At 71.5% G+C, this 23,597-nt stretch carries 23 protein-coding genes; 14 read left to right on the top strand and 9 right to left on the bottom strand.

Annotated features, from left to right (window positions below):
- Positions 1–9: 9 nt before the first annotated feature.
- Positions 10–1,245: an enolase C-terminal domain-like protein gene (locus AB0C87_RS00625; RefSeq protein ID WP_345183271.1), complete on the top strand. Its 1,236-nt coding sequence runs from the start codon at positions 10–12 to the stop codon at positions 1,243–1,245.
- Positions 1,246–1,255: 10 nt separating this feature from the next.
- On the top strand, positions 1,256–1,735 hold the full coding sequence (locus AB0C87_RS00620) for a GNAT family N-acetyltransferase (RefSeq protein ID WP_360575852.1): 480 nt from the start codon (positions 1,256–1,258) through the stop codon (positions 1,733–1,735).
- A gap of 65 nt (positions 1,736–1,800) precedes the next feature.
- Here the strand turns inward: AB0C87_RS00620 and sodN are convergent, their stop codons facing one another.
- Positions 1,801–2,202, bottom strand: coding sequence for a superoxide dismutase, Ni (sodN, locus tag AB0C87_RS00615; RefSeq protein WP_345183267.1), 402 nt, complete (start codon positions 2,200–2,202; stop codon positions 1,801–1,803).
- A gap of 180 nt (positions 2,203–2,382) precedes the next feature.
- Between sodN and sodX the strand changes: the two genes are divergently transcribed.
- The 6 genes from sodX (at position 2,383) to AB0C87_RS00585 (ending at position 7,231) form a co-directional block, all read left to right on the top strand.
- Positions 2,383–2,769, top strand: coding sequence for a nickel-type superoxide dismutase maturation protease (sodX, locus tag AB0C87_RS00610; protein WP_353832923.1), 387 nt, complete (start codon positions 2,383–2,385; stop codon positions 2,767–2,769).
- A 117-nt stretch (positions 2,770–2,886) separates the two neighbouring features.
- Positions 2,887–3,777 carry an ATP-binding cassette domain-containing protein gene (locus AB0C87_RS00605; protein WP_353832922.1) on the top strand — a complete coding sequence of 297 codons (891 nt, stop codon included), beginning with the start codon at positions 2,887–2,889 and terminating at the stop codon, positions 3,775–3,777.
- Positions 3,774–4,793, top strand: coding sequence for an ABC transporter permease subunit (locus tag AB0C87_RS00600; protein ID WP_345183262.1), 1,020 nt, complete (start codon positions 3,774–3,776; stop codon positions 4,791–4,793). Before AB0C87_RS00605 ends, AB0C87_RS00600 begins: the two co-directional genes overlap by 4 nt.
- A gap of 79 nt (positions 4,794–4,872) precedes the next feature.
- On the top strand, positions 4,873–5,343 hold the full coding sequence (locus tag AB0C87_RS00595; RefSeq protein WP_360575850.1) for a hypothetical protein: 471 nt from the start codon (positions 4,873–4,875) through the stop codon (positions 5,341–5,343).
- Between the two features lie 80 nt (positions 5,344–5,423).
- Positions 5,424–6,578: a histidine kinase gene (locus tag AB0C87_RS00590; RefSeq protein ID WP_360575848.1), complete on the top strand. Its 1,155-nt coding sequence runs from the start codon at positions 5,424–5,426 to the stop codon at positions 6,576–6,578.
- Positions 6,575–7,231, top strand: coding sequence for a response regulator transcription factor (locus AB0C87_RS00585; protein WP_345183256.1), 657 nt, complete (start codon positions 6,575–6,577; stop codon positions 7,229–7,231). The genes AB0C87_RS00590 and AB0C87_RS00585 overlap by 4 nt, the downstream gene beginning before the upstream one ends.
- Positions 7,232–7,301: 70 nt before the next feature.
- On the opposite strand, the gene AB0C87_RS00580 is transcribed toward AB0C87_RS00585, so the two are convergent.
- The gene (locus AB0C87_RS00580; RefSeq protein WP_345183254.1) at positions 7,302–8,492 is read right to left on the bottom strand and encodes an NADP-dependent malic enzyme; all 1,191 of its coding nucleotides are present in this window, start codon (positions 8,490–8,492) and stop codon (positions 7,302–7,304) included.
- Between the two features lie 358 nt (positions 8,493–8,850).
- Between AB0C87_RS00580 and AB0C87_RS00575 the strand changes: the two genes are divergently transcribed.
- From AB0C87_RS00575 to AB0C87_RS00560, 4 genes are all read left to right on the top strand, one after another.
- Positions 8,851–9,762: an ABC transporter substrate-binding protein gene (locus AB0C87_RS00575; RefSeq protein ID WP_360575845.1), complete on the top strand. Its 912-nt coding sequence runs from the start codon at positions 8,851–8,853 to the stop codon at positions 9,760–9,762.
- 4 nt (positions 9,763–9,766) lie between these two features.
- A complete protein-coding gene (locus AB0C87_RS00570) occupies positions 9,767–10,678 on the top strand; it encodes an amino acid ABC transporter permease (protein ID WP_345183250.1) in 912 nt (303 codons plus the stop codon).
- Positions 10,679–10,743: 65 nt separating this feature from the next.
- The gene (locus tag AB0C87_RS00565; protein ID WP_345183371.1) at positions 10,744–11,496 is read left to right on the top strand and encodes an amino acid ABC transporter ATP-binding protein; all 753 of its coding nucleotides are present in this window, start codon (positions 10,744–10,746) and stop codon (positions 11,494–11,496) included.
- A gap of 76 nt (positions 11,497–11,572) precedes the next feature.
- The gene (locus tag AB0C87_RS00560) at positions 11,573–12,541 is read left to right on the top strand and encodes a zinc-binding dehydrogenase (RefSeq protein ID WP_360357672.1); all 969 of its coding nucleotides are present in this window, start codon (positions 11,573–11,575) and stop codon (positions 12,539–12,541) included.
- 33 nt (positions 12,542–12,574) lie between these two features.
- Here AB0C87_RS00560 and AB0C87_RS00555 read toward each other — a convergent pair whose 3' ends face one another.
- The 6 genes from AB0C87_RS00555 to AB0C87_RS00530 form a co-directional block, all read right to left on the bottom strand.
- Entirely contained in the window at positions 12,575–13,297 is a 723-nt protein-coding gene (locus AB0C87_RS00555) for a helix-turn-helix transcriptional regulator (protein ID WP_353835102.1), read from the bottom strand.
- A 4-nt stretch (positions 13,298–13,301) separates the two neighbouring features.
- Positions 13,302–14,123, bottom strand: a complete 822-nt coding sequence (locus AB0C87_RS00550) for a DUF4097 family beta strand repeat-containing protein (RefSeq protein WP_345183244.1) — start codon at positions 14,121–14,123, stop codon at positions 13,302–13,304.
- 336 nt (positions 14,124–14,459) lie between these two features.
- On the bottom strand, positions 14,460–14,636 hold the full coding sequence (locus AB0C87_RS00545; protein ID WP_345183242.1) for a DUF6104 family protein: 177 nt from the start codon (positions 14,634–14,636) through the stop codon (positions 14,460–14,462).
- Positions 14,637–14,708: 72 nt separating this feature from the next.
- Positions 14,709–18,407, bottom strand: a complete 3,699-nt coding sequence (locus AB0C87_RS00540) for a multifunctional oxoglutarate decarboxylase/oxoglutarate dehydrogenase thiamine pyrophosphate-binding subunit/dihydrolipoyllysine-residue succinyltransferase subunit (protein WP_360575843.1) — start codon at positions 18,405–18,407, stop codon at positions 14,709–14,711.
- Between the two features lie 477 nt (positions 18,408–18,884).
- Entirely contained in the window at positions 18,885–19,556 is a 672-nt protein-coding gene (locus tag AB0C87_RS00535) for an AIM24 family protein (RefSeq protein ID WP_179833163.1), read from the bottom strand.
- Between the two features lie 63 nt (positions 19,557–19,619).
- The gene (locus AB0C87_RS00530) at positions 19,620–20,528 is read right to left on the bottom strand and encodes a glutathione S-transferase family protein (protein WP_360575841.1); all 909 of its coding nucleotides are present in this window, start codon (positions 20,526–20,528) and stop codon (positions 19,620–19,622) included.
- Between the two features lie 153 nt (positions 20,529–20,681).
- On the opposite strand from AB0C87_RS00530, the gene AB0C87_RS00525 reads away from it, so the two are divergent.
- Complete coding sequence (locus tag AB0C87_RS00525) at positions 20,682–21,371, top strand: VTT domain-containing protein (RefSeq protein ID WP_353835104.1); 690 nt, start codon at positions 20,682–20,684, stop codon at positions 21,369–21,371.
- Positions 21,372–21,384: 13 nt separating this feature from the next.
- Here AB0C87_RS00525 and AB0C87_RS00520 read toward each other — a convergent pair whose 3' ends face one another.
- Positions 21,385–22,449 carry a dihydrodipicolinate reductase gene (locus AB0C87_RS00520; protein WP_345183230.1) on the bottom strand — a complete coding sequence of 355 codons (1,065 nt, stop codon included), beginning with the start codon at positions 22,447–22,449 and terminating at the stop codon, positions 21,385–21,387.
- Between the two features lie 245 nt (positions 22,450–22,694).
- Between AB0C87_RS00520 and AB0C87_RS00515 the strand changes: the two genes are divergently transcribed.
- Positions 22,695–23,597 carry an SDR family NAD(P)-dependent oxidoreductase gene (locus tag AB0C87_RS00515; RefSeq protein WP_353835106.1) on the top strand — a complete coding sequence of 301 codons (903 nt, stop codon included), beginning with the start codon at positions 22,695–22,697 and terminating at the stop codon, positions 23,595–23,597.

The raw sequence follows: 23,597 nt of genomic DNA, 5'->3' as shown, positions 1-23,597 counted from the left end.
CGGGGACACATGAAGATCACAGGTATCCGCGCCACCACGGTCACCGTGCCGCTGGAGGCCCCCCTCCTGCACAGCAACGGCGCGCACTGGGGCCGCTTCGTCCGGACGATCGTCGAGGTCGAGGCCGACAACGGCCTGGTCGGGCTCGGCGAGATGGGCGGCGGCGGGCAGAGCGCCGAGGCCGCCTTCCAGGCCCTCGCCCCGCACCTGGAGGGCCACGACCCGTTCGAGCTGGAGGCGCTCCGCTTCAAGATCGCGAACCCGACGGCGAGCCTGTACAACAACCGCACCCAGATGCTCGCCGCCATCGAGTTCGCCTGCCTCGACCTCGTCGGCCAGCACCTCGGCGTCCCGGTGCACGACCTGCTCGGCGGACGCATCCGCGACTCCGTCCCGTTCGCGTCCTACCTGTTCTACCGCTATCCGGGCGCCGGGGGCTCGCCGGAGGTCCGCACCCCCGAGCAGCTCGTCGAGCACGCCCGCGCGCTCAAGGACGCGCACGGGTTCACCGTCCACAAGCTGAAGGGCGGGGTGTTCCCGCCGGCCCACGAGCTGGAGTGCTACAAGGCGCTCGCCGAGGCGTTCCCCGGCGACCGCTTCCGCTACGACCCGAACTCCGTGCTGAGCCTGGAGGAGGGCCTGCGGTTCGGGAAGGCCATCGAGGACCTGCCCAACGACTACCTGGAGGACCCCGTCCTCGGGCTGGAGGGGCTGCGCCTCGTCCGCGAGCGCGTCAACGTCCCCCTCGCCACCAACACGGTCGTCGTGAACTTCGAGCAGCTCGCCGCGAACGTGCTGCGCCGCAGCGCGGACGTCGTCCTGCTCGACACCACGTTCTGGGGCGGCATCCGGGCGTGCGTGAAGGCCGCCGGGGTGTGCGAGACGTTCCAGATCGGCGTCGCCGTCCACTCCTCCGGGGAGCTCGGCATCCAGCTCGCCACCATGCTGCACCTCGGCGCCGTCCTGCCCAACCTCACCTACGCCGCCGACGCGCACTACCACCACCTCGCCGACGACGTCATCGAGGGCGGGCCGATGCGGTACTCCGGCGGCAGGATCCCGGTTCCGTCGGGGCCCGGCCTGGGAGTCCGCCTGGACCGCGACAAGCTGGCCGAGTACGCGGAGCTGTACAGGGAGCTCGGCGGCTACCCCTACGACCGCGACCCCGGCCGTCCGGGCTGGTACCCGCTCGTCCCCAACGACCGGTGGGCCGACCCCGACGCCGCACTGCCGCCGCTCGATTAACCTGCCACGTGTGATTCGTTACGCGACGGCCGGCGACGTCCCGGAGATCCTGCGGCTGGTCCGCGAACTGGCCGAGTACGAGCGCGCCCGCCACGAGGTGAAGGCGACCGAGGACCAGCTGCGGGACCGGCTGTTCGGCGACGACCCCAAGGTCTTCGCCCACGTCGCCGAGCACGACGGACGGGTCGTCGGGTTCGCCGTGTGGTTCCTGTCGTTCTCCACGTGGAACGGCACGCACGGCATCTACCTGGAGGACCTGTACGTCGAGCCGGAGTACCGCGGCCACGGCTACGGCAAGGCGCTGCTCACCGAGCTGGCCCGCGTCGCCGACGACCGCGGCTACGGGCGCGTCGAATGGTCGGTCCTGGACTGGAACGAGCCGGCGATCGGGTTCTACACGGCCCTCGGCGCCCGCCCGCAGGACGAGTGGACGGTCTACCGCCTCACCGGCGACGCCCTCACCCGGGCCGCCCGTCCCTCGCCCGGATGACCGCCCCCTGACATGCCGCGAGGGCCGTCCGGGAGCGGACGGCCCTCGCGATGAGCTGGACGCGCTCAGCCCTGCTTGGTCTCCCAGAAGATCTTGTCGATCTCAGCGATCTTCGCGAGCAGGTCCTCGGCGGCCTTGGTGTCCATGCTGCCCTTGGTGCCGGCGGCGCCCGCGAGCTTGGTGGCCTCGTTGAACAGCTGGTGCAGCTGCGGGTACTTCTCGAAGTGCGGCGGCTTGAAGTAGTCGGTCCACAGCACCCACAGGTGCTCCTTGACCAGCTGCGAGCGCTGCTCCTTGATCAGGATCGCCCGGGCGCGGAACTCCGGGTCCTCGTTGGCGGCGTACTTCTCACAGATCGCCTTCACGGACTCGGCCTCGATCCGGGCCTGCGCCGGGTCGTAGACGCCGCACGGCAGATCGCAGTGCGCAGACACCGTGGTCTTCGGGCGCAGAAGCTTGAGCAACACCTGCGATTCCCTTCCCTCGTTGTGGATCATGCTCAGGTCACCGACATTACCCTTGTGCACCGGGGCCCGTCCGGGCAGGGCACTCGGTAATTCGGCCTAAGACCCGGGCCGGCCGGCCCGGAACCTCTCCAGCACTGTTTGTGACCGCCGCCCGCCGAAGTATGCGGGCCGAGGAGGACCATGCGGATCCGGACCCCGCTGCTGTGCGGCCTGGCGGGGGCGGCGGCGGTCGCGCTCGCCGCGCGGAGGCTGCGGACCGTCGAGGTCACCGGAGATTCGATGCTGCCCGGGCTCCGGCCGGGGGACTGGCTCGTCGTCCGCGACGGCGCCCGTCCCGCGCCCGGCGCCGTGGTCGTCGCCGAGCACCCGGAGCGGGAGGGACTGCTCATCGTGAAGCGCGTCGCGCACCGGTCGGCGGACGGGTGGTGGCTGGAGAGCGACAACCAGCGCGCCCCCGGCGGCAGGGACAGCTGGGATTTCGGTCCCGTCGCCGACGACCTGGTCGTGGGACGGGTCGTGGGCCGCTACTGGCCTCGCCCGCGCCTGGCCCTGCGGCGGACGCGGTGACCTGAGCCGCGTCCGGCGGAGCGCCGGCGGCGAACCGGCCGAAAGTACGACGGCCGCCGGTGGGAACCGTCCTTTGCGCCGGTGCCCCGAGGCGGCGCCGTCGCCGACGATCCCTTCATGCCACTTGAAGACCCGGTCCCGATGCTGCACGCCGAGGGACTGACGAAGAGATACGGGCGCAGGGAGGCGTTGAGCGACGTCGATCTGCACGTTCCGGCCGGATGCGTCGTGGGCCTTGTGGGGCCGAACGGGGCCGGCAAGTCGACGCTGCTGAACCTGGCCTGCGGGCTGCTGGAGCCGACGTCGGGCTCGCTGCGCGTCCTGGGCTCCAGACCGGCGGCGAGCGCCGCGCACCTGGCCAGAGTCGGGTTCGTCGCGCAGAACACTCCGGTGTACCCGTCGTTCAGCGTGGCCGACCACCTGCGCATGGGGGCGCGCCTCAACCCGTCCTGGGACCAGGGGCTGGCCGAGCGGCGCATCGGGCAGGTCGGGCTGAACCCGAAGCAGAAGGCGGGACGGCTGTCGGGCGGTCAACGCGCGCAGCTGGCGCTGACCGTCGCCGCCGCCAAGCGGCCCGAGCTGCTGATCTTCGACGAGCCGGCCGCCGCGCTGGACCCGCTGGCGCGCCAGGGGTTCCTGGCGAACCTGATGGAGTTCGTCGCGGAGCTCGGCGCCAGTGCCGTGCTGTCCTCGCACCTGCTCGGCGACATCGAGCAGGTCTGCGACTACCTCATCGTGCTGTGCGACTCGCGGGTCCAGGTGGCCGGCGACGTCCGGGACCTGCTCGCCGGCCACCACCGGCTGGCCGCGCCCGGCGGCGACCTCGGCCACCTGCCCGCGGGCGTCGAGGTCGTCCGGGCGGAGCCCGGCGGCGCGGTGGTGCGGACCGGCCTCCCGGCGTCGGAGCTTCCGTTCCGGGCCGGGCCCGTCACGCTCGAAGAGCTGGTGCTCGCGTACATGTCGCGGGCGAGCGCGCCCGCCGCCCAGGTCCGGGAGGGATCGCGATGATCTGGTTGAACTGGCGGCAGTTCCGCCTCCAGGCGATCGCCGGTGCGGCCGGGCTCGTCCTGATCGCCGCCTATCTGCTGTACCTGGGCATGGACATCCGGGACGCGCACGACGCCTACCGGTCCCGGTGCACCGACCCCGCCGCCTGCGCCCAGGCCGTCGCCCAGTTCCAGGGCGCCTACATGAACCCGCTGCTGTTCCTCGCCGCCGGACTCCAGCTGCTCGCCCTCGTCATCGGCGTGTTCTGGGGCGCGCCGCTGATCGCCCGGGAACTGGAACTCGGCACCCACCGGCTGGTGTGGAACCAGAGCGTGACGCGGCGCCGCTGGCTGATCGGCAGGATGGCGTTCGTCGGCCTGGCCGCGATGATCCTCGCGGGCCTGGCCGCGCTGCTGCTCACCTGGGCGGCCTCCCCGTACGACGAGGTCGCCGCCGACCGGTTCGGGACGATCGAGTTCGGCGCCCGCCACATCGCCCCGATCGGCTACGCCCTCCTCTCCTTCGCCCTCGGCACCACCGTCGGCCTGTTCGTCCGCCGGACGCTTCCGGCCATGGCCGTCACGGGCGTCGTCTTCCTCGTCGTCCAGTTCGCGGTGCCGAACCTGGTGCGTCCGCACCTCATGCCGCCCGAGAAGACGTCCCTGCCGATGACCGCGCAGACCATCAACCAGGCCAGAAGCCTGGGCAGCATCACCGGCGCCCCCGTCATCGGCGGCCTTCAGGTGCCCGGCGCGCCGGACGCGTGGATCAGCGGGACCAGCCCGCTGCGCACCGCGGACGGGCGGACGATCGAGGGGAAGCGGTTCAACGCCTGTCTCGACACCCCGGCGAAGACCGGCGCCGGCGGCACGTTCGGCGACACCGCGGTGTGCCTGGCGGCACTCGACCTGCACGTCGACGTCGAATACCAGCCCAGCGGCCGTTACTGGGGCTTCCAGCTGGCCGAGACCGGGCTTTACCTCCTGGCCTCCGCGCTCCTCACCGCCGTTTCCCTGCGGCGCGTCCGGCGCGCGTGAAGCGACCATTCCCGACAGCGAAACCAGGTCTCTCATGTCGCTTGGAAACAGTCATCGAAATGGTGCCGGCGGGTCTCCGGTGAAACCGGACGCGCTGGTCAACGCGGGGCTCGGCGTGGTCTTCGCCCTGGGCATCGCCTTCACGGCGTTCATGCTCATCCGCAGCTGGGGCGGCGCCTACTGGCTTTACACCACCGCCGTCGCGGTGGTGATGGGCGGGCTGGCGCTGATCCGGCGGAGGCGCGCCTGGCCCGCGGCCGCGGGCGTCGCCGTGGCGGCCGGTGCGGTGGGGGTCTCCATGGCCGCCGGCCTGCCGCAGGAGCCGTCGCCGGTGGCGGGCCTGGCCCTCGCCGTGCTCATCGGCTCCTCCCTCAGAGCGCTGCCGGTGCGGCCGGCCGCCGCCATCGCCGCGGGCGGCGCCGCGGTGATCGCGCTCGCATGGGTGTCGGGTCCCACGTCCTCCACGGCCTCGCTGGCCCTGGCCACGGTGATGGTGGTCGGCGCTCTCGTGGCCGGGCCGCTGCTCCGCGCGTTCGCCCCGGTCCGGTAGCGATGGGACGCGACGAGGGCGGGGCGGGCGCGGATCCGTCCGGGTGCGCCGCCGGGCGGGGCGTCGATAATCTGGCCCGCATGACCGATCCGGGCGCGTGGGGCCGGGGCGCCTCCGTGGCCGGGCTGGGCGTCGTGCTCCTCGCGGCGATCACCGCGCAGGCCGTCGCCATCGCGGGGAGCTGGGGTTCCTGGTACTGGGTCCCGGGCTGCGTCGCCGCGGCGGCGGTGTGCGTCCCGGCGCTGCTGGGGCTGCGCCGGCCGCTCCGGCCGGCGGTCGCGGCGTTCGGCCTCGCGGTGGCGGCCATCGCCGGCGTCCGCGCGGCCGGTCCCGACCTCCCCGCCGAGCCGAGCCCGGCGATGGCCCTGGGCCTGGGGGTGCTGACCTGCTCCGCGCTCCGGCACCTCCCGCCGGCGCCGGCCGCCGCCGTCACGGCCGCCGGACCGGCGGTGATCATCGCCGGTCAGCTCGCCGCCGGCCCGCCGCCCGCGGGCGTCGCGGCGGTGACGGCGCTGGACGGCCTGGTCTGGCTGGCCGCCGCCGGCGCCGGGCTGGCGCTGCGGCTCCTGGACGCGCGGGCGCGCGGGGCGGCCGAGCAGGTCCGCCGGGCCGAGCGGCTGGAGCTGGCCCGGGAGCTGCACGACGTCGTGGCCCACCACATCACGGGCATGGTGGTCCAGGCGCAGGGCGCCCAGGTGGTCGCCCGCCGGGACCCGGAGCAGGTGAGCGGGTACCTCGGCGAGATGGAGGCCGCGGGCACCGAGGCCCTGGCCGCGATGCGGCGGGTCGTCGGGCTGCTGCGCGACGCCGACGACGCGGCGCCGGCGTCCCCCGGGCCGGAGCGCCTGGGCGCGCTGGTGGAGCGGTTCCGCCGGCAGGGCCCGGAGGTGCGGCTGAGCATGCCGGACGGGAACGCGGACGCCGCGTGGCCGCCGGAGGTGACCACCACCGTGTACCGCGTCGCCCGGGAGGCGCTGACGAACGTGCTGCGGCACGCGCCCGGGGCCCGCTCCGTCACGGTCACCGTCGAGCAGGGCCCGGAGGGCGTCACCGTGGAGGTCGCCGACGACGCCCCGGCGGCCCCGGCCCGGCACCCCCATCGCGGCGGTTACGGGCTGGTCGGCATGCGCGAGCGCGTCGAGTCGCTGGGCGGTTCGCTGGCCGCCGGACCGCGGCCCGGCGGCGGCTGGTCCGTCCGGGCGGCGCTGCCCGTCCCCGCGGGGCGGTCCCGGTGACCATCTCGGTCCTCCTCGCCGACGACCAGGCGATGGTCCGCCGCGGGCTGCGGCTCATCCTCGAGGACCAGCCCGACATCACCGTCGTCGGGGAGGCGGTCGACGGGGTCGAGGCGGTCGACCTGGCGCGGCGGCTCCGACCGGACGTGTGCCTGGTGGACATCCGGATGCCCCGGCTCGACGGCATCGCGGTGACCCGCGCGCTGGCCGGCCCGCAGGTGCCCGACCCGATGCGGGTCGTCGTGGTCACCACCTTCGACCTGGACGAGTACGTGTACGGAGCGCTGCGCGGCGGTGCGTGCGGCTTCGTCCTCAAGGACGCGGGGCCCGCGCTGCTCGTCGAGGCGGTCCGCGCCGCCCGCAACGGCGAGGCGCTGGTCTCGCCCTCCGTCACCGTCAGGCTGCTGCGGCACTTGGCGGCCGCCTCGGCGCCGCCGCGCGCCGAGCGGCCCCCGCCCCTGTCGGAGCGCGAACTCGACGTCGTCCGGGCCCTGGCGCGCGGCCTCACCAACCAGGAGATCGCCGCGGAGCTGTTCATCTCGTTGAGCACGGTCAAGAGCCACCTGGCGGGCATCCAGGCCAAGCTGGGGGTGCGGAACCGTGTCGGGATCGTCACCTGGGCGTGGGAGAACAACCACGTGGAACCGTCCTGACGCGGCCCGGCCGCCCCTCCGACCGCCAAGCGGCCCGTGTTCCGGTGCGGAACACGGGCCGTCGGGAAGATCAGATGCGGGCGACGCCCTCCTCGCGGGCCTTGGCGGCCACCGCGGCCGTGACGGCCGGGGCGACGCGGTCGTCGAACGGGCCGGGGATGACGTAGTCGGCGGTCAGGTCGTCGCCGACGATGCCGGCGAGGGCGTTCGCCGCCGCCAGCTTCATCCCCTCGGTGATGGTGTGGGCCCGGACGTCCAGCGCGCCGCGGAAGATGCCGGGGAACGCCAGCACGTTGTTGATCTGGTTCGGGAAGTCGCTGCGGCCGGTCGCGACGACCTTGGCGTGCCTGCGGGCGACCTCGGGGTGCACCTCGGGGGTCGGGTTGGAGAGCGCGAAGACGATCGCGCTGTCCGACATCGTGGCGACGCACGACTCGTGGACGGTGCTGCCGGACAGGCCGATGAACACGTCGGCGCCGCGCAGCGCCTCCTCCGTGGAGCCCTTCAGGTGCGAGCGGTTGGTGATCGCGGCGATGCGCTCCTTGACGGGGTTCAGGCCGTCGCGCCCCTCGTGGATGATGCCCTTGCTGTCGGACAGGGCGATGTCGCCGATGCCCGCCTCGATCAGGATCTGCGAGACCGCGATGCCGGACGCGCCCGCGCCCGCCACGACCGCGCGCAGCTCCGACAGCGGCTTGCCGACGAAGCGCGCCGCGTTGGTGAGGGCGGCGAGCGCCACGATCGCGGTGCCGTGCTGGTCGTCGTGGAAGACGGGGATGTCGAGGGCGGCGCGCAGCCGGTCCTCGATCTCGAAGCAGCGGGGGGCGCTGATGTCCTCCAGGTTGATGCCGCCGAAGCTCGGCGCCATCCGGATCACGGTGTCGACGATCTCGTCGACGCCCGTGCAGTTCAGCGCGATCGGCACGGAGTCGACGTTCGCGAACTCCTTGAACAGCAGCGACTTGCCCTCCATGACCGGCATGGACGCCGCCGGGCCGATGTCGCCGAGCCCGAGCACCGCGGTGCCGTCGGTCACGACGGCGACGACCTTGGAGGTCCAGGTGTAGTCGTAGGCCAGCTCGGGGTTGTCGGCGATCGCGGTGCACACGCGGGCGACGCCCGGCGTGTAGGCCAGCGAGAGGTCGTCCTTGTTGCGGACGGGGATGGTCGAGCGCATCTCCAGCTTGCCGCCGCGGTGCAGCGGAAAGGCCGGATCGTCGTCCAGTGAGGGCGGTTCAGTGGGAATGGGCTGAGCAGCCACAGCGACCCCTGTCTGTGAAAGTTGGCTTTCTTGAGATGCCGCCGCGTGGTGGTGTGGTGTGGCCGGTCACCCGGTGGATCTCGCGACGCACGGGGGTCACCCGTTGTCTGATTGTGCCACAGGGGGCCGGACCCGCCCGGAGGCCGGGGTGGGTGGTGACCGTCACGTGACCGTGCCCACACGGTGGTGGGTCGGTCGCGTTGCGTAGGGCATACCCCTTGAGCACTGGCGGATCCGGGTTCGCCTCGTTGCGTGATTGTTTCGCACCCTTTATCCAGATCAGGGACGTTGTACGCCAAACTATGCACCTGACCTTCGGATCTACGCGGATCCGACGAAACCACCAGGAGGGGGACCAGTGAACACCGGTTCTCTGCGCCGCCGCGCCGTCGCGGCGAGCGCGCTCGTACTGACGGGCGCGCTCGCGCTGTCCGCATGCGGCGACAGCAACGACTCTGGCGACTCGGGCTCCGCGGCCTCGAACACGAGCGTGGACAGCAAGCTCGCCGCCATGGTCCCGGCCGCCGTCAAGAGCGACGGGAAGATCTCGATCGGCACGGACGCCTCGTACCCGCCCAACGAGTCCGTCGACCCGGCCTCCCAGAAGATCGTCGGATGGGACGTCGACCTCTTCAACGCCGTCGCCGCCAAGCTCGGTCTGAAGACCCAGTACAGCAACGCGGGCTTCGACACGATCATCCCCGGCGTCCAGTCCGGCAAGTACGAGGCCGGCGTCTCCTCCTTCACCGACACGAAGGAGCGCGAGGGCGCCGTCGACTTCGTCACCTACTACTCGGCCGGGACGTCCTGGGCCGTGCTGAAGGGCAACCCGAAGGGCGTCAACCCCGACGACGCCTGCGGCAAGTCCATCGGCGTCCAGCAGGGCACCGTGCAGGTCGACGACCTCGCGGCGCGCAGCAAGAAGTGCACCGACGCGGGCAAGCCGGCCATCAAGAGCGTCGTCCGCAAGCAGCAGACCGAGGTCAACAACGACCTCGTCGCGGGCAAGGTCGACGGCATGGCCGCGGACTCGCCCATCGTCGGCGACGCGGTGAAGAAGACCGGCGGCAAGCTGGAGATCATCGGTCAGACCTACGACACCGCGCCCTACGGCTACGCGGTCGGCAAGAACTCCGGCCAGCTCAAGGAGGCCATCCAGGGCGCGCTCAAGGCTCTGATCGCCGACGGCACCTACAAGAAGATCCTCACCGACGCCGGTGTGGAGACCGGCGCGATCACCGAACCGAAGATCAACGGGGCGCAGAGCTGATCGCATGACGGTCGACAACGACGCCGGCAAGGGACGGCCTGAGGCGATCAAGGCCGTTCCCGTCCGGCATCCGGGGCGCTGGCTCGGGGCGGCGGTCGTCCTCGTGCTGGTCGCCATGTTCGTCCACTTCCTCCTGACCAGCAAGGCCCTCGACTGGTCGGAGCAGTGGAAGTACCTGTTCTCGGATCCGGTGCTCAAGGGCGTCCGGAACACGGTCTGGCTCACCCTGGCGGCCATGGTCGGCGGTGTCGTGCTCGGCATCGTGCTGGCGCTGATGCGGCTGTCGGCCAACCCTCTGCTGAGCGGTGCCGCCTGGGTGTACCTGTGGTTCTTCCGCGGCACGCCGCTCTACACGCAGCTGCTCATCTGGGGCGCGATCGGCACGCTGTTCCCGACGGTCGGGATCGGGATCCCCTTCGGTCCCGAGTTCGAGACGTGGAAGACGCAGGAACTGGTCAACGCCGCGCTCGCGGCGGCGCTCGGGCTCATCCTCAACGAGGCCGCCTACATGGCCGAGATCGTCCGGGCCGGCATCCTGTCGGTGGACGAGGGCCAGCAGGAGGCCGCGAGCGCGCTCGGCATGTCCCGGATGCAGACGATGCGGCGGATCGTGCTGCCGCAGTCGATGCGGGTCATCGTCCCGCCGACGGGCAACGAGGCGATCTCGATGCTGAAGAACACCTCGCTCGTCGTGGCCGTCCCGTACTCGGAGCTGACCTTCACCGCGCAGACCATCTACGCCAGCACGTACAAGATCATTCCGATGCTGGTGATGGCCTGCCTGTGGTACCTGCTCATCTCCTCGGTCATGATGATCGGGCAGTTCTACCTGGAGCGGTACTACAGCCGGGGCACCAGCAAGGGGGCGGAGGCCAGGCAGCGGCTCCGCTTCCGCGGCGGAGGAGGCGGCCAGTGAGCGGAGGCGAGGAGATCGTGGGCGACGCCCCGGCCGGCGTCCCGGAGCCCGCGAGCGGCGGGCTGATGGTCAAGTCCGAGGCGGTGCACAAGTCGTTCGGGCGCCTCGAGGTGCTGAAGGGCATCGACCTGGAGGTCAAGCCGGGTGAGGTGATGTGCGTCGTCGGACCGTCCGGCTCGGGCAAGTCGACGTTCCTGCGCTGCATCAACCACCTGGAGAAGATCAACGCCGGGCGGCTGTGGGTGAACGGCCACCTCGTCGGCTACCGGGAGTCGGGCGGCAAGCTCTACGAGCTGCGCGACCGGGAGGTCGCCGCCCAGCGCCGCGAGATCGGCATGGTCTTCCAGCGGTTCAACCTCTTCCCGCACATGACGGCGCTGGAGAACGTCATGGAGGCGCCGGTGCGGGTGAAGCGGCAGCCGAAGGGGGAGGCGAGGGAGCGGGCCGTCGCCCTGCTCACCCGGGTCGGCCTCGGCGACAAGGTGAGCAGCTACCCGGCGCAGCTGTCCGGCGGGCAGCAGCAACGGGTCGCGATCGCGCGGGCCCTCGCCATGGAGCCCGCGCTGATGCTGTTCGACGAGCCCACCTCCGCGCTGGACCCCGAGCTCGTCGGCGAGGTCCTGGAGGTCATGAAGCAGCTCGCCCTCGACGGCATGACCATGGTCGTGGTCACCCACGAGATGGGCTTCGCCCGCGAGGTCGGCGACTCCCTGGTCTTCATGGACGGCGGCGTCGTGGTCGAGGAGGGCACCCCGCGGGAGGTCCTCGGCAACCCCAAGCACCCCCGGACGCAGGACTTCCTGTCCAAGGTGCTGTGACACCGGGCGCGCGGCCCGTCCCCGACACGCCGGGGCCGGGCCGTTCCGCTCGCCGGCCGGCGGTTAGTGTGCGTTCATGTTCGCTGTCACGGCCACACAGATCGACGCAGACCATCCGCTGAACGGGCTCACGCTGGGGGAGCGGCCCGACCCCGAGGTACCGGACGGCTGGACGACCGTCACGGTGAAGGCCGCCGCGCTCAACCACCACGACCTGTGGTCGCTGAAGGGCGTCGGCCTGCCCGCCGACCGGCTGCCCATGATCCTCGGCGGCGATGCGGCCGGGGTGGACGAGGACGGCAACGAGGTCATCGTCCACTCGGTGATCGGCGACCCGGACCGGGGCGGCGGCGACGAGACCCTCGACCCCAGGCGGTCGCTGCTGTCGGAGGTCCACCCCGGGACGCTCGCGGAGAAGGTGGCGGTGCCGCGCCGCAACCTCGTCCCCAAGCCGGCCGAGCTGTCGTTCGAGGAGGCGGCCTGCCTCCCCACCGCCTGGCTCACCGCGTACCGGATGCTGTTCGGCAAGGCCGGGCTCCAGCCCGGCGGGTCCGTGCTGGTGCAGGGCGCGGGCGGCGGCGTCGCGACCGCGGCGATCGCGCTGGCGGCCGCCGCCGGCTACCGCGTCTACGCCACCAGCCGCAGCGAGGCCAAGCGCAGGCGCGCCGAGGAGATCGGGGCGGACGCCGCCTTCGAGACGGGCGCGCGGCTGCCCGAGCGGGTCGACGCCGTGATCGAGACCGTCGGCCAGGCGACCTGGTCGCACTCGCTGAAGTCGCTGCGCCCCGGCGGGCGCGTCGTGGTGTCGGGCGCGACCAGCGGCCAGGTGCCGCCCGCCGAGCTGAACCGCGTGTTCTTCCTCCAGCTCCAGATCGTCGGCTCCACGATGGGGACCCGCGACCAGCTGGAGCGGCTCGCGCGGTTCCTGGTCAAGACCGGCGTGCGGCCGCAGATCGACCGCGTCCTGCCGCTCGGCAGGGCGGAGGAGGGCTTCGCCGCGATGGCGGAGGGCGACCTCTTCGGAAAGATCGTCTTCACGCCCTGACGCCGTGGGGGAGGCCGTGGCCGGGGCTCCCGGTCACGGCTCCCGGTCGAAGATCTCGTTCCGCAGCCGCTCGCGCGCCTCGTCGAGGACGGCCTGCGCCGCGGCGAGGTCGTCGTCGTCCAGCCGGGCGTTCTTCGCGGACCCGCGGACGTCCTCGACGAACCGGCGCAGCAGGCGCTCCAGCTTGAGGCGGGCGACGTCCTCGCGGGTCCCGGTCGCCGTCTTCCAGGCGTCGTCCCAGTTCTGCCGCCACTCCTCCTTCCACGCCTGCGTCTGCTCCCGCCAGTGCTCCTTCTGCCGGCGCCACTCGTCCTTCTGGCGCTCGGTGGTCTCCTTCCACGCGTCCTTGGACGTGGCCTTGCCCTGGTCGCGCATCGTCCGGGCGGCCTGCGTCAGCTCCTCGCGCAGCGTCCGGACGGTCTGGCGGACGTCCTCCTGCACGCCGCGCGCGAACTCCTGCGCGGAGGCGGCGATCTCATCCTCCAGTTCGGCCAGCTCGTCCATCCGGCGTTCCAGCTCCTCGCGTCCCTTGTCGGTCAGCGAGTACACCTTCTTGCCCTTGACCACCTCATGGGTGACCAGGCCCTCGGCCTCCAGCCGGGCCAGCCGCGGGTAGATGGTGCCGGGGGAGGGCGAGTACACCCCGAGGAACCGGTCCTGCAGGAGCCGGATCACCTCGTAGCCGTGCCGCGGGCTCTCCTCCAGCAGCTTGAGCAGGTACAGCCGCAGGCGACCGTGGCCGAAGACGGGGCTCACGTCGTCACTTCTCCATTCGGGGTGTGGTGATCTCCGGGGCGTCGTCGTCGCGGCCGAGGAGGGCGATCGTGCCGGAGACCGTGTTGACCGCGACCCGCCCCGAGCCGTCCCCCATCTTCCCGCTGACGGAGCGCGACACGGCGCGTTCCTGGCGGTCGAACGGGAAGGACGTCTCGATCCGCCCCGCCGCCGAGTTCAGCGTCACCCGCGCGTCCGTGGACGCCGGGACGCGCAGCGCCACCTCGCCCGAGACCGTGTTCACCTCGACGCCGCCGCTGCCGGACAGGTCGACGTCGGCGGCGATGCGGCCGCTGACCGTCCGCGCCGCGAGCCGCTCGACGGACGCCCCGGCAAGCGTCAGGTCACCGGAGACGGAGGTGAACGACACCGTCCCGTCCAGGCCCTGCGCCTCGACCGCGCCCGAGACCGTGTTCGCGTCGATCGCGCCCGCCACCCCGTCGAGCGTCACCTCGCCCGAGGCGCTCTTGATCGACGTGCGGGCCGTCGTGCCGGTCACCACCGCGTCGGCCGACACCAGGTTGAGGCTGACCGGGCAGTCGTGCGGGACGGTCACGGTGACCTCCGCGCGGACCCGCTGGTTGCGCAACCAGCCCAGCACGCCCTCCCAGATCTTCTCGTGGGTGACGGTCAGCATCCCCGCCTCGTGCGTGACCACCAGCGGCGGCCCCTCGACGCCGCCCACCATGATGGAGGGGCGCTCGTCGGAGGCGAGCACCGACACGCTGCCCGCGATCAGCGTGACCCTCAGTGCGACCACGCCGTCGAAGTCGAGGGTGGTCGGTTCGTCGATCGTCCAGCGCGACATCACGATGTGCCCTTCGTCCGAGAGGCCTGCCGTCAGTTAACACGATATGTCGCGTCTTTGAGAAGTCAAGACATATCGCGTTACCCCGGAGGTGGGTCCGGGCCCCGAAGTGACTGACCGGTGCCCTGCGCTGCGCTGGCGCTCCGCTCCGGTCGCCGGTGGTGCGCCTTCTGGGGGCGGACCCCCAGCCCCCCGAAGTGACTGACCGGCGCCCTGCGCTGCGCTGGCGCTCCGCTCCGGTCGCCGGTGGTGCGCCTTCTGGGGGCGGACCCCCAGACCCCCCGAAGAGACTGACCGGCGCCCTCCGCTCCGCTGGCGCTCCGCTCCGGTCGCCGGTCAGTCCTCTTCCTCGTCCAGGCGGGCGAGCCAGGTGGCGAGGCGCTCGACGGGAGTCTCGAACTCGGGGTTCAGGTCGACGAACTCGCGGAGCCGGCCCGCCAGCCACTCCAGGCTGACCTCCTCGGCGCCGCGCCGGTCCGCCAGCTCCTCGATCCCGCGGTCGGTGAAGTACATCGCGTCCCCTCCCCATGGACGCCGAGGGCCCCGGCGCGGTGCACCGGAGCCCTCGGATCGATCAGTACCGCTCTACTTCTGCTCGCCGAACAGGCGCGCGAGCAGCGCCTCCTGCTCCGCCTGGTGCAGCTTGTTCGACCCCACCGCCGGGGACGAGGACGCCGGGCGAGACACCCGCGACATCTTCAGCCCGTCGATGTGGCGCGGCAGCTTCAGCGCCATGAACGGCCAGGCGCCCATGTTGGCGGGCTCGTCCTGCACCCAGACGACCTCGACGTCCTCCGGGTACTTGGCCAGCTCCGCCTTGATCTCGTCGACCGGCGGCGGGTAGAGCCGCTCGACCCGCACGACCGCGGTGTCGTTCGCGCCCGTCGCCTCCCGGGCCTTCACCACCTCGTAGTAGATCTTGCCGGTGGTGAGCAGCACCCGCCGCACGCCCGCCGGGTCGATCGCCGGGTCGCTCTCCGGGATCACCGGCTGGAAGGCGCCACCGGTGATCTCCTCGACCGGGGACGCGGCGGCCTTCAGCCGCAGCAGCACCTTCGGCGTGAACACGACCAGCGGCTTGTGCCGGTTCGACAGCACCTGCCAGCGCAGCAGGTGGAAGTAGTTCGCCGAAGTGGTCGGGTAGGCGACCGTCATGTTGTCCTGCGCGCACAGCTGCAGGTACCGCTCGATCCGCGCGGACGAGTGGTCGGGCCCCTGGCCCTCGTAGCCGTGCGGCAGCAGCAGCACGACGCCCGAGTGCTGGCCCCACTTCTGCTCGCCGGAGGAGATGTACTCGTCCACGATCGACTGGGCGCCGTTGGCGAAGTCGCCGAACTGGGCCTCCCAGCACACGAGCGCGTCGGGCCGGGTCATCGAGTAGCCGTACTCGAAGCCCATCGCGGCGTACTCGCTGAGCAGCGAGTCGTGCACGTAGAACTTCGACACGCCCTGCCCGAACTGCTTGAGCGGCGTGTACTCCTCGCCCGTCCTGCGGTCGACGAGCACCGCGTGCCGCTGGCCGAACGTGCCGCGCCGGGTGTCCTGACCGACGAGCCGCACCGGGTGGCCGTCGATCAGCAGCGAGCCCATCGCCAGCAGTTCGCCGGTCGCCCAGTCGATCGCGTCGTCCTCGATCATCTGGGCGCGGCGCTGCAGGATCGGCTGGAGCCGCGGGTGCGGCGTGAAGCCCTCCGGCAGGCTGACCTGGGTGTCGATGATGCGCTTCACCGTCTCCAGCGGGATCGCCGAGCCGGCGCTGCCGTGGTCGATCGGGATGCGCTCCTCGACGTCGGGCTTCACGACCGAGCCCGGTTCGAGGGGCTTCTTCACGGCCTCGCGGGTCTCGGTGAAGGCCCGCTCCAGCTGCTCCTGGTAGTCGCGGAGCGCCTGCTCGGCCTCCTCCACCGTGATGTCGCCGCGGCCGATCAGGGCCTCGGTGTAGAGCTTGCGCACGGACCGCTTGGCATCGATCAGGTCGTACATCAGCGGCTGCGTGAACGAGGGGTTCTCGCCCTCGTTGTGGCCGCGCCGCCGGTAGCAGATCATGTCGATGACGACGTCCTTCTTGAACGTCTGCCGGTACTCGAACGCCAGCCGCGCCACCCGCGCGCACGCCTCGGGGTCGTCGCCGTTCACGTGGAAGATCGGCGCCTGGATCATCCGCGCCACGTCGGTGGCGTAGACGCTGGAGCGCGAGTACTCCGGCGCGGTGGTGAAGCCGACCTGGTTGTTGATGATCACGTGCACGCTGCCGCCGGTGCGGTAGCCGCGCAGCTGCGACAGGTTCAGCGTCTCGGCCACCACGCCCTGCCCGGCGAACGCGGCGTCGCCGTGGATCAGGATCGGCAGCACGGTGAAGCCGGCCTCGCCGACGTCCAGCAGGTCCTGCTTGGCGCGGACGACGCCCTCCAGCACCGGGTCGACCGTCTCCAGGTGGGAGGGGTTCGCGACCAGCTCGGTGTGGATCTTGGAGCCGTCGCCGGCGACGAAGTCGCCGGACGCCCCGAGGTGGTACTTCACGTCGCCGGAGCCCTGGGCGCTGCGCGGGTCGAGGTTGCCCTCGAACTCGCCGAAGATCTGCCCGTAGGACTTGCCGACGATGTTGGCGAGGACGTTCAGCCGGCCGCGGTGCGCCATGCCGATGACGACCTCGTCCAGGCTGGCCTTGGCCGCCGCCGAGATCACCGAGTCGAGCAGCGGGATGACCGACTCGCCGCCCTCCAGGGAGAACCGCTTCTGCCCGACGAACTTCGTCTGCAGGAACGTCTCGAAGGCCTCGGCGCTGTTCAGCCGCCGCAGCACGTGCAGCTGCTCCTCGCGCGAGGGCTTGTCGTGCGGGACCTCGACGCGCTCCTGGATCCAGGCGCGCTCCTCCGGGTCCTGGATGTGCATGTACTCGATGCCGACCGTGCGGCAGTACGCCATCCGCAGCACGCCGAGGATGTCGCGCAGCTTCATCGTCGGCTTGCCGCCGAACCCGCCGGTCGCGAACTCGCGCTCCAGGTCCCACAGGGTGAGGCCGTGCTTGAGGATGTCGAGGTCGGGGTGGCGGCGCTGCTTGTACTCCAGCGGGTCGGTGTCGGCCATCAGGTGGCCCCGGACCCGGTAGGCGTGGATCAGCTCGTGGACGCGGGCGACCTTGGCGACGTCGTCCTCGTGGGTGGCGGAGATGTCCTTGACCCAGCGCACCGGCTCGTACGGGATGCGCAGCGCCTCGAAGATCTCGTCGTAGAAGCCGTCCTCGCCGAGCAGCAGCTGGTGGATGCGGCGCAGGAAGTCGCCGGACTGCGCGCCCTGGATGATCCGGTGGTCGTAGGTGGAGGTCAGCGTCATCACCTTGCTGATCCCCATGCGCGACAGGGTGTCGCTCGACGCGCCCGCGAACTCGGCCGGGTACTCCATGGCGCCGACGCCGATGATCGTGCCCTGGCCGGGCATCAGCCGCGGCACCGAGTGGACGGTGCCGATCGTGCCCGGGTTGGTCAGGCTGATCGTGGTGCCCTGGAAGTCCTCCAGGGTGAGCTTGCCGCCGCGGGCCTTGCGGACGATCTCCTCGTAACCGGCCCAGAACTGACGGAAGTCCAGCGTCTCGGCGGCCTTGATGCTCGGCACCACGAGCTGGCGCGAGCCGTCGTCCTTCTGCAGGTCGATGGCCAGCCCGAAGTTCACGTGCTCCGGCCTGATCAGCACCGGCTTGCCGTCCACCTCGGTGAACGCGGCGTTCATCTCGGGCATCGCGGTCAGGGCCCTGACGATCGCGTACCCGATCAGGTGCGTGAAGGAGACCTTGCCGCCGCGCCCGCGCTTGAGGTGGTTGTTGATGACGATGCGGTTGTCGATCAGCAGCTTGGCAGGGACGGCGCGCACGCTGGTCGCCGTCGGCACGCCGAGGCTGGCCTCCATGTTGGTGGCCGTCCGGGCGGCGACACCGCGCAGCCGGACCTCCTCGGCCCCCGCCGGCACCGGCGGGGGCGCCGGCTTGTCCGTCTTCGGGGCCTTGGCGGCCGGCTTGGCCGGAGCCTTCGGCGGCGCGGCCGGTGGCTGCGGTGTCGGCGGAGCGGCCGCCGTGCCGTTGGCGGCCTTCGGGGCCGCGCCGTCGGCCTGGGGGATGGCGGACACGGGCCGGCTGCCCGGCTGGTAGTCCGCGAAGAAGTTCCACCAGGCTTCGTCAACGGAGTTGGGGTCGTCGAGGTACTTCTGGTACAGCTCGTCGACCAGCCACTCGTTGGCGCCGAAATCGGTCAGCATCGGGTCGGCACTAGTATGCGACGACTCTGTCGACACGGCGGAGATCGCCCTCTTCCGCAGCTCGCAGGTAAGTTCTGAGACGCATCAAGGCTACTCGCACTTACCCCCGCACCACGCCAGCGCGTCGCAACCCCGCCCACACCGCCCCGTCCATTGGCTGAACCGGCCGAAGGCAGGGCCGTGCCTTCGGCAAGAATCACCAACGCGCTCCCCCTCCTGAGCCCACGCGCCGACCTCGACGGTTGCGATCGCGTCCGAAGGCAGGTTCGAGCGAAGCGAGAACCGCCCGCACGGCAAGCGATGCCCGCCGACTGGGCCCCACTACTGCAACGACCTCAGCGGTCACGGCAACCGGCAAACGACCCGGACACCCGCGATCGCGTCCGAAGGCAGGTTCGAGCGGAGCGAGAACCTGATCGCGCAGCGAGCCGCAAGGCGAGCCGGAGCGATGCCAGCGATCGCCCGCGTTTTTCGACGATGGAGGGCCGCCAGGCCCGAAGGAGGAGAAAAATGCTAGTGAGTATGCGGGGCGACGGTCGGGCCTTCGGAGGCCTGGATGAGGACGAAGCCCTGGCCCTGGTAGGCGAGCTGCATCGCTTCGCCGCTGCCGCGGCCGATGAGGGCGCTGGCCTTGAAGGTGCGGTTGACGCCGACCTGGAGGCTCGTGCTCCACGCGACGGCGGACTGGCCGTCGGCGAACGTGGGGGCGCGGCCGCAGTCGAGCATCACGGGGGTGCCGTGCGTGGTGAGCGCCACCCAGCCGGTGCCCTGGAGGGTGGTGTTGAACAGGCCGCCCGCGGCGATGCCCGCGCCCTGGACGCGCTGGATGTCGGACTGGAGGTGCGAGTCGTAGGCGAGGATGTTCTTGCCGTTGACGGTGATGCCCTCGTTCTCCAGGTAGAACAGGTGGATGTCGTCGGCGTCGTTGGCGACGAACAGCAGGCCCTGGCCCTTGACGCGCATGAGGGGGACGCCCTCGCCGGTCAGGGCCTTCTTCATGAACTTGCCGATGCCGCCCGCGCCCTCGTAGTCGAACTCCATCTGCCCCTGGAAGGCGACCATGGAGCCCTGCCGGGCGAGGACGTCGCCGTTCAGGTGGACCCGGAGCATCTTGGAGTTCTGGAGGGCGAAGTGGCCGGGGAGCTGCTGTCCCTGTTCGAGGTTGCCGAAGAACTGGCTGCGCATGGTGGGGTCGTGCCTCTCGTGGGGGATTACTGGAGATGCGCCAGCATAACCAGGGAGAAGCGGTCAACGTCCCCGGTCATGCGGGGCGGTCCAGTCCATGAGCGGGCCCTTGGCGACGACGCCTGAGGGGTTGATGTTCCGCTGGGTCACGTAGTAGTGCCGCTTGATGTGGTCGAAGTTCGTGGTCTCGCCGAACGCGGGGTTCGAGTACAGGTCGCGGGCGTAGCCCCACAGGTTCTCGTAGTCGGCGAGGCGCCGCAGGTTGCACTTGAAGTGGCCGTGGTAGACGGCGTCGAAGCGGGCGAGCGTCGGGTAGAGCCGGACGTCGGCCTCGGTGATCTCGTCGCCGAACAGGTAGCGGCGCGTGGACAGGCGCTCCTCCAGCCGGCCGAGGGTGTCGAAGAGGGCGTCGAAGGCCTCCTCGTAGGCGCCCTGCGAGGTGGCGAAGCCCGCCTTGTACACGCCGTTGTTGACGGTCTGGTAGACGAGCTCGTTCAGCTCGTCGATCTCGGGGCGCAGCGCCTCGGGGTACAGGTCGGGCGCGCCGGGGCGGTGGTGGGCGGTGAACTCCGTCTCGAACATCGTGGTGATGTTCGGGAAGTCGTTGGTGACCAGGCGCTCGGTCTCGGTGTCCCAGACGCAGGGCACGGTGTAGCGGCCCTGGAACGCCGGGTCGGTGGACAGGTACAGCTCGGAGAGGAAGACGGCGCCGGTCACCGGGTCGCGGTCGGGGAACCGCCAGCCCCGCTCGTCCCGGATGGGGTCGACGACGCCGACGCCGATCGCGTCCTCCAGGCCGAGGAGCCGCCGCACGATCAGGGTGCGGTGCGCCCACGGGCACGCGTAGGAGACGAAGAGCCGGTACCGCCCGGGCTCGGCGGGCAGTCCGCTCGACCCGTCCGCCGTGATCCGCTCGGTGAACCGGTTCGCCTGACGGACGAAGCGGCCTCCCTCGACCTCCTGGACGCTCATGCCCGTCTCCCTCCGAAGTAGGTGAGGACGGCCCCCGGTCCGGCACCTGAGGGCGATCCGGATACGGGAACCTCGCGGCTACCATAACCGTCGGTATCCAGTGTGAAACGGCCGCGACGGCCGACCGGCGGATCGACGAGGTGGCGGGGGTCCATGCTCGAGCAGTTCAACGCCCTGGTGGACGGCCTTCCACCGGCGATGATCTATCTGATCATCGCGGCGCTGGTGTTCGCGGAGGCCGCGCTGTTCGTCGGCTTCGTGTTCCCCGGCGAGACAGCGATCGTGGTCGGCGGCGTCCTGGCCAGCCAGCACGTGCTGTCGCTGCCGCTGCTGCTGGTCGTCGCGGTGGTCGCCGCGGTGGCCGGCGACTCCGTCGGCTACGAGATCGGCCGCAAGTACGGGCCGCGGCTGCTGGACGTCAAGATGATGCGAAGACACCGGTCGAAGGTCGCGGCCGCGCAGGACATGATCCGCCGCCGCGGCGCGTTCGCGGTGTTCATCGGCCGGTTCACGGCGCTGCTGCGGGCGCTCATGCCGGCGCTCGCGGGCAGTTCGCGGCTGCCGTATCCGAAGTTCCTGCTCTTCAACGTCATCGGCGGCGTCACGTGGGTGGTGACGTTCACGCTCGGCGGCTTCTTCGCGGGCACGGCGTTCGAGCACGCGGCCAAGCTCGCGGGCCGGGGCCTGGCCATCGGGCTGGCGGCGGCGGCCGTCGTCGCGCTGGTGGTGTGGAGCGTCCGCAAGCACCGCCGCGAGGCCCGCGAGGAGGCCGAGGCCCAGGCCGCCGAGGACGTCGCCGGGGACGGCGAGGAGGCGGAGTCGGCGCCGACGCTGCCGTCCTGACGGGCGGGCGCGTTCAGAGGTGCATCCGCCCGCTGATCATCGGCAGGTCCAGGTAGGTGCGGATGCCGGGGTCGGCCCCGCACACGGCCGGGACGGAGTTCAGCGCGTGCGCGGACGCGGCGGAGATGGCGTCGCGGACCCACTCCTCGCCGGCCGTCAGCGTGAGCGGCGGCCGGCCGTCCACGCGCAGCGAGTACCCGGGCCGTCCCCACACGTCGGGCATCCGCGCGGCGTCGGCCTTGTGCACGATCTCGACAGTGATCACCGGCCGGCCGGCGGCGAAGCCGTTGAACGTCCAGCGGTCGGCGGCGACCGTGCCGCGCGGGATCGGACCGGCGGCGGTGGCGAGGTCGGCGCCGGCCAGCCGGTGGTCGACGTCCACGTCGATCTCGTCGAGCTCGACGCCGAGCCCGGCGGCGACCAGGTGCAGGCTCTCGGAGAACAGCGTCCGCATCGCGGCCCGGTGGGGGCGCAGCGCGCGGAGGTACTCCTCCTCGTCCTTGCCGAACCCGAGCAGGTCGTGGACCAGACGCCAGGACGGGTGCCGGGCGAAGTCGGAGCACTCGCGGGCGTAGACGTGGGTGATCCGGCGCGACAGCCGCGACAGCACCAGCGGCATCACGTCGGCCATGAAGCCGTGGCTGACGCCGCTGCCGTGCACCGACACTCCGCCCCGCTTGCAGGCCTGCTCCAGCTCGTTCACGAAGAGCGGGCCGTGCGCCCGCGGGTAGACCAGCCCGGTGAGGGAGACCAGGTTCTTGCCGGACGCCAGCAGCGCGCAGATCGTGTCCAGCTCGGCGAACCGGTCGGACTTGGGAGTCGGGGCGTAGAGGACGCAGTCGGCGTCCAGGCCGAGGATCTCGCCGAGGTCGCCGGTCGCGGCGACGCCGACCGGGTCGCGTCCGGCGAGCGTCCCGGCGTCGGAGCCCACCTTGGCGGGGGTGTGCACCCACGCGCCGGCGAGCTCCATGTCGTCGCGGTCGAGGACGCCCCGGATCGCGCTGCGCCCGAGCGCGCCCGTCGCCCACTGCACCACCCGGTAGCGGCGGCCGGGCGCGGACGCGGTGGCGGTGCTCATCGCACGGGACCTCCGTTGCTCCTCGTGATGCCGTCGGGGGAGGAGACTACGCGGTGGGCACGGAGGGAATTGCGGCAAATGGCGCAACTTCCTCGCACGTCCCATCGTACGCAGGACTGGTCCGGCGTCCAGTCGGGAAGGAACCCGGGGGCCGCGGCCGAGCGGGATTCGGTTTAGTGGTACCACTGGGTAACCCCTTGATGATTACCTGGGGGCGTAGTCGGTGCGATGTGAGGAGACACGAGATGTCGGAACTGCGCTACGACGGCCGCGTGGCGGTCGTGACCGGGGCTGGTCACGGCCTCGGCCGGCAGCACGCGCTGGAGCTCGCCGCGCGCGGCGCCAAGGTCGTCGTCAACGACCTCGGCGGTGACCGGACCGGTACCGGCGCCTCCGCCGGCCCCGCCCAGGAGGTCGTGGACGAGATCAAGAAGAACGGCGGCGAGGCCGTCGCGAACCCCGACAACGTCGCCACCCCCGAGGGCGCGCAGGCGATCGTGAAGACCGCGCTGGACGCGTTCGGCAAGGTCGACATCGTCGTCAACAACGCGGGCATCCTGCGCGACAGGTCGTTCAAGAACATGTCGGTCGAGGAGTTCGACTCGGTCATCGCCGTCCACCTGCGCGGCTCGTTCCTGGTCTCCAGCGCCGCCTGGCCGCACCTGCGCGAGCAGGGCTACGGCCGGATCGTGAACACCTCCTCGCCCGCGGGCCTGTTCGGCAACTTCGGCCAGGCCAACTACTCCACGGCCAAGATGGGGCTGGTCGGGTTCACCAAGACCCTCGCCCAGGAGGGCGCCAAGTACAACATCAAGGCCAACGCGATCGCCCCGGTCGCCTGGACCCGGATGACCGAGGACCTGCTGCCCGCCGACTTCGCCGACAAGCTCGGCGTCGAGCAGGTCACCCCGCTCGTGGCCTACCTCGTGCACGAGTCCATCGAGGACTCCGGCCAGGTCTACACGGTCGGCGGCGGCCGGATCGCGAAGATCTTCGTGGCGGAGGGCCCCGGCTACGGGCAGAAGGAGACGCTGTCGGTCGAGGACGTCCGGGACAACTGGGCGGCCATCGGCGCGGCGGAGCCGCTGACCGTGTTCGGCAACGTGGGCGAGCAGATGGGCCCGCTGATCCAGCAGCTCACGTCCTGA

The organism is Actinomadura sp. NPDC048021 (genome assembly GCF_040653135.1).
In the GTDB taxonomy this organism is placed as follows: Bacteria; Actinomycetota; Actinomycetes; order Streptosporangiales; family Streptosporangiaceae; genus Spirillospora; species Spirillospora verrucosospora.
The sequence above is the reverse complement of the archived record's forward strand: the minus strand, read 5'-3'. Positions and strand labels throughout refer to the sequence as shown.